This window comes from Amycolatopsis sp. NPDC005961 (assembly GCF_040629235.1).
Lineage (GTDB): Bacteria > Actinomycetota > Actinomycetes > Mycobacteriales > Pseudonocardiaceae > Amycolatopsis > Amycolatopsis camponoti.
The window spans coordinates 1-5,196 of the sequence record NZ_JBEXVF010000132.1; the positions used below are offsets into that span (position 1 = coordinate 1).

General features: G+C 72.7%; 4 protein-coding genes and 1 pseudogene. All 5 read right to left on the reverse strand.

Annotated features, from left to right (window positions below; genetic code table 11):
• A partial coding sequence (locus tag ABZ342_RS48155) for an Hsp70 family protein (RefSeq protein WP_360488617.1) occupies positions 1-270 on the reverse strand: 270 nt, incomplete at its 3' end.
• A 1-nt stretch (position 271) separates the two neighbouring features.
• On the reverse strand, positions 272-1,519 hold the full coding sequence (locus ABZ342_RS48160) for a hypothetical protein (protein WP_360488620.1): 1,248 nt from the start codon (positions 1,517-1,519) through the stop codon (positions 272-274).
• Positions 1,516-2,991 carry a dynamin family protein gene (locus ABZ342_RS48165; protein WP_360488623.1) on the reverse strand — a complete coding sequence of 492 codons (1,476 nt, stop codon included), beginning with the start codon at positions 2,989-2,991 and terminating at the stop codon, positions 1,516-1,518. The genes ABZ342_RS48160 and ABZ342_RS48165 overlap by 4 nt, the downstream gene beginning before the upstream one ends.
• Positions 2,988-4,841, reverse strand: a complete 1,854-nt coding sequence (locus tag ABZ342_RS48170) for a dynamin family protein (protein WP_360488626.1) — start codon at positions 4,839-4,841, stop codon at positions 2,988-2,990. The genes ABZ342_RS48165 and ABZ342_RS48170 overlap by 4 nt, the downstream gene beginning before the upstream one ends.
• Before the next feature lie 34 nt (positions 4,842-4,875).
• Positions 4,876-5,196, reverse strand: a pseudogene (locus ABZ342_RS48175) (glycoprotein); the annotation flags it as partial.

Genomic DNA, 5,196 nt, shown 5'->3' on the forward strand with positions numbered 1-5,196 from the left:
CGACGCCACCGAATGCGGCGCGCCGCCGAGCAGCACCGGCGTCGGGTCGCCGAGACGCCGCTTGAACTCCCGCGCCACGCGGTCCGGCTCGACGGCCGCGCGCCGGCTCGCGGCGTCGCCGACCAGCACGCTGCCGTCGGCCCGCAGCAGCACCACCGACGGGATGGCCGCCGTCCGGTCGCCGAGCGACACCATCTCGACGTGGCCGGCGCTGTCGACGGCGGCGGCCGTGAAGGTCGTGCCGAGGTCGATGCCCAGTCCGTAGCCCATGTCAGCCTCCGCCGGCGGTGTGCGCGTGATCGAAAGTCGGGTGCTCGTCCGGAACCCGGTCCGGTTCTTCGAGGTGGTCTTCGTGCGACGGCGGGCCGGGTGGCTCCACCGGGGACAGGTCGTGCGGTTTCACCGGGGGCACGTCGTCCGGCGGGTGACCCGCGTCCGGTGCGTGGTCCGGCTCCGGCCGGCGGTCGGGCTCCGGCTCGTGTGACCGCGGCGGCTCGAACGGGTGCTCCTTCTCCGCGGGGTGCGGCCGGGTGCCCGTGACCTCACCGGCGTCGTGGTGCTCCGGCTCGGGGTCGGTGGCGAAACTGTGCTTCGCCACCGGGTGCTCGGCCAGCGAGTTCGACGCGGCCAGCGTCGTCGACGTCTCGACCGCGATCGGCGGCGGTGCCGGTGTGTCCACTGTGGACGGCTGACGGCTGAACGTCACGACCGGCGCCGACGGCGTCCCGGGCAGCGACGGCGCCGGCGCGGTGACCTGCGCGGTCACCGTGGCACCGCGGCCCTTGTCGGCGATCACCTCGGTCTGGTGGATGGTCGGCCCGGCCGGCTCGCCGAACGGGTCGTCGGCACTGGCCTGCTGGTCCACGGTGACCCCGACGTCGATCCCGGGCGGCCCGGTCTCGGCCTCGTCGAGAACGACCGTCTCCTCCTGGAACACCTCGATGTCGCCGTGCCCCGGCGCGTCCGGGGTGAGCTCGTAGGTCAGCGAACCCTGGTGCTCCACGGTGATCGTGCCGTCCGGGTTCTCGTGGACGACGATGTCGGCGTCCTGGACGATGTCGATGTCCGTGTCGCCCGGCGTCCCGTCCCCGGGCACGACGAGGTGCTGGTGGTCGGTGTACACCTCGTCGCGGCCGTTGTTGTGCACCACGAACCGCTCGGTCGCGTCGATGACGAAGTTGCCGAACTCGTCTTCGTGGACTTCGATCTGCTCGAACTCCTCGACGGTCGGCAGCTCCTTCAGCGGCAGGCCGTCGGTGGTCTCCGGGTGCCAGACCGTGCCGGTCCGCGCTTCCACGTGACCGTCTTCGCCGCGGGTGACCGTGCTGGTCTCGACCTCGGGCACGTACTCGTGGGCGGGGACGTCGTGCGGGGTCTCGGCGGCGGCCGGCTCCGGCTGGGGCGGTGGCGCCGACGCGGCGGGCGACCCCGGCGTCAGCACGTTGCCCGCCACTTCCGACGCGACGGCGCCGGCGACGGCCGCGGCCGCCCGCTTGATCTTCTTCGGCAAGTCGTTCACGACAAGACCTCCGCCCGGGCTTCGCTGAGCAGGATTCCTTCGCAGGTGCGCACGAGCACGCGGGCCGCGTCGCGGACGTCGCGCGGGGACGCGGGGTGCTCGGCGCGCCGCTGCCACCTCAGCAGCTGCGCGCCGAGCGCCTGCCGGACCGCGGCGCGGCCCGCGTCGCCCGGCAGGTTCAGCCGGCTCGGCACGTCCACCCCGGCCGCGCCGAGCAGCCGTTCCGCGTCGCGGGCCTCGTCGGAGGTGAAGAGCACGACGCCGAGCCGGATCGAGTCGATCAGCTGGATCTCGGCGAACTCGTGCGCTCCCGCGACGATCCGCTCCCACTCGTGCAGCAGCCCGCCGGTGCGGTCCGGGTAGGCGCGCAGCACCAGCTCGGCCGCCTGCAGCGCGGAGCGCGCCTTGAGCACGTCGGCCCGCGCGGCGAACTGGGTGGTCAGCAGGGACCGCAGCCGGTGCAGGCCGCTGCGGGCCAGCAGCTCGCCGGACAGCGCCCGCGCGCCGGTCACCAGGCCACCGCGGGTCAGCTCGACCGCCACCCGGACGCCGAACAGGCCGTAGCGGGCCAGCAGCTCCGCGCGCTCGGCCGCCGGGACGTCCACTTCGGACTCCGCGCGGGCGAGCCGGTCGGCCGACGTCAGCAGCCTCGCGACCTCCGCCTCCGGCGCGGCGGCCAGCACCCGGAACGCGCGGTATTCGGACTCCTTGAGCGACGCGGCGGAGCTGGCCAGCAGGCCGGCCACCGGGACCACGGTCTGGCACAGCCCGCGGACGCGGGAGTCGCGGGCGTAGCGCTCGGCGATCCGGGCCGCCGAGTCGAGCGCGTCGCCGCGGGCGTGCCCGACCTCGTCGGCCCTCGACAGCACGCCGATCGTGTTCACCGGGCGCCGCTGCGCGGGGTCGTCGTGGAAGGCGTCGAGGAACCGGACGTCGTCGCCGTGGACGTGGCGCATCAGGTACACCACGGCGTCCGCGGTGCCGACGCCGTCGCCCTCGGGGACCAGCGCCACCTCGGTGCGTCCGGAGACCTCCGAGCGCGCCGAACCCAGCCCGGGCGTGTCGATCAGCGTCATCGCCCGCAGGGCCGGCGACGGCCAGTCGACGACGAGCCGGTCGACGTCGCCGGGCGCCATGCCGAGCTCGAGGCCGAGCGTGCCGGACAGCCGCCCGAACGGCAGCTGGCGCGGCATCCCGCGGACCGGGTGCAGCATGATCCGGTAGGTCGGGCCGTTGCGGTACCAGGTGACGACGCGGGTGCACTCCCCGGCGTCGGTCGCCGCCAGCTCCTGGCCGACGAGCGCGTTGAGCAGGGTGGACTTGCCGGCCTTGACGCGGCCGGCGATGGCGACGCGCAGCGGTTCGGCCAGCCGGCCGGCGATCTGCCGCAGCTGCGGCTCGGCCGGTGTGCCGGCGTACCCGGCGCACGCGCGGGCGACGAACCCGCGGACCTGGACGTAGAGCGGGGTCATCGCGTCACCGCCGGGACGGCTGCGGGCACGGCTTTGGGGGCGCTGCGCAGGGTGAGCTCGTCGGCGCGCCGGCCGAGCACTTCGAGGGCTTCGATGTCGGCCTCCAGCCGCTTGAGCTCGCCCGTCTCGGCGTCGTCCTCGACGACGGCCTTCTTCGCGTTCGCCAGCGCTTCGGTGAGGGACCGCTGGAGCTCTTCGACGCGGGCGCTGTAGGCGTCGCGGAGTTCTCTTTGGACGGTCCGCATCGCGTCACGGGAGTCCTTGCCGACCTGGAGGTTGAACTCGTCGACGAACCGGCGCACGGCCGTCTTGGCCAGGCCGCGGCGCTTTTCCAGCTGCCGCTTGCGTTCGTCCATGAAGCCGGAGCGGCCCATCAGCAGGCCGGCCGCGACGCCGAACGGCGTGGGGATGGCCAGCGCGGCCATCTTCGTGAGCATCGAGAACATCAGGAAGCCGCTGTAGGCCTTCTGGAACGCGGCCATCCCGGTGGTGCCGCGGGTCTTGACGCCGGTGAACGACGAGTCGATGTCGATCTCCTCGACGACCTGGACCGGCGCCTGCACTTCGCGCGGCAGCACGGCCTGGGACTCGGCGAGCTCGAAGTGCTCGGCGACGCGGGCGGCGAGGCCGCGGGCCTGCTTGATCAAGGTCGCGTAGTTTTCCAGGGTCTCGTTCGCGAGACGCTGGCGCAGCCACTTCTCGAACTCGGCCCAGTTCTTGGCGGGGTCGCCTTCTTCGATGGCCTCTTCGGCCTCGTGCAGCACACCGCGGGAGCGGGCGCGCAGGTCGTAGTCCACATCGGACGAAATGTCGGCGAAGCCGTCGAAGAGCAGCTGCTGCCACTTCGCGGACTGGCTGCGCAGCGCGTCGACGCGGTCGTTGACCCGGGTCAGCTCCGCGACGAGCGCGGCGGACTGCTCGGGGTGCGCGAGGGAGGTGCGGCGGGCGCGCAGGGCGGCGTGCAGCTGGCCGACCGCGGACCCGACGTGCAGTCCCACGGCGTTGAGCGCGGACCGTTCGGCGTCGCCGACCACGCCCTGCAGCCGCTTGACCAGCTGCGGGAAGCCGGATTCGACGTTCAGCTCCTGGTCGGCCGAGCGCGCCGCGACGGTGCGCAGCTCCGAGGAGACGGCGACGGTGTCGATGGCGATCCCGCACGCTTCGAGGTGGCCGGCGTTGAGCTCGAGGATCCGGCGCCACTGCGGGTAGAGGTCGATCTTGGTGAGGACGAAGAAGACGCTCGGGCAGAGTTCCTTGACGGTGCGGAGGAACCGCAGCTCGGCACCGGTGAGTTCTTGGGACGCGTCGGAGAGGAAGAGGACGGCGTGCGCCCGCGGCAGCGAGCTGACCGTGACGGCGTTGTGCAGCGAGCCGAGGCCGCCGACGCCGGGGGTGTCGACCAGCACCAGCCCACCGGAGAGCAGCTGGCGGCTGATCGACGCCGTGACGGATTTGAGCTTGCGGACGTTGCCGGGGTTCCCGGCTTCGCTCACGTGGGTCGGAAGGTCGTCGAGGGAGATCCGCTCGGTCCACGGCGGCGACGACGGGTCGGCCGGTTCGTAGGTCGCCAGAGCCCCGGACTCCGGCGCGAACCGGACGACGGTCGGCACCGCGGTCGCGATGTCGTCGTCGACCGGGCAGATCTTCGCGGTCAGCAGGGCGTTGACGAGCGAGCTCTTGCCCTGCTTGAACTCCCCGACGACGTAGACGGTGACGTCCGGTTCGGACAGCAGGCGCCGGGCGTCGGTGAGGCGCTGGACGAGATCGTCCCGTCCGTAGGCCGTCGCCCCCTTGACCGCGAGGTCGAGGGTGTCGAGGGCGATGCGCCCCCCGCCACTCGGCTCCTGCATGACCGCTCCTCAGTCCTTACTGTACTTCGCCGGCTCAGTAGTGGTCGGCGTCGTGGTGGTGGTGCTCGTCGTGGTGGTCCTGGTGGTGACCGCCGGCGTGGTGGTGCTCGTGCTCGTGGCTCTCGTGGCCGTGGTGCTCGGTGGACGCCTGCTCGTTGAACTGGTTTCCGCCGTGGCCGGCCGAGCCCTGCTCGTTCTGGAAGATGTTGCCGTGACCGCCCGTCGAGGCCTGCTCGTTGAACTGGTTCCCACCGTGACCGCCCGAGCCCTGCTCGTTCTGGAAGATGCTCCCGTGACCGCCCGTCGAGGCCTGCTCGTTGAACTGGTTCCCACCGTGGCCACCCGAGCCCTGCTC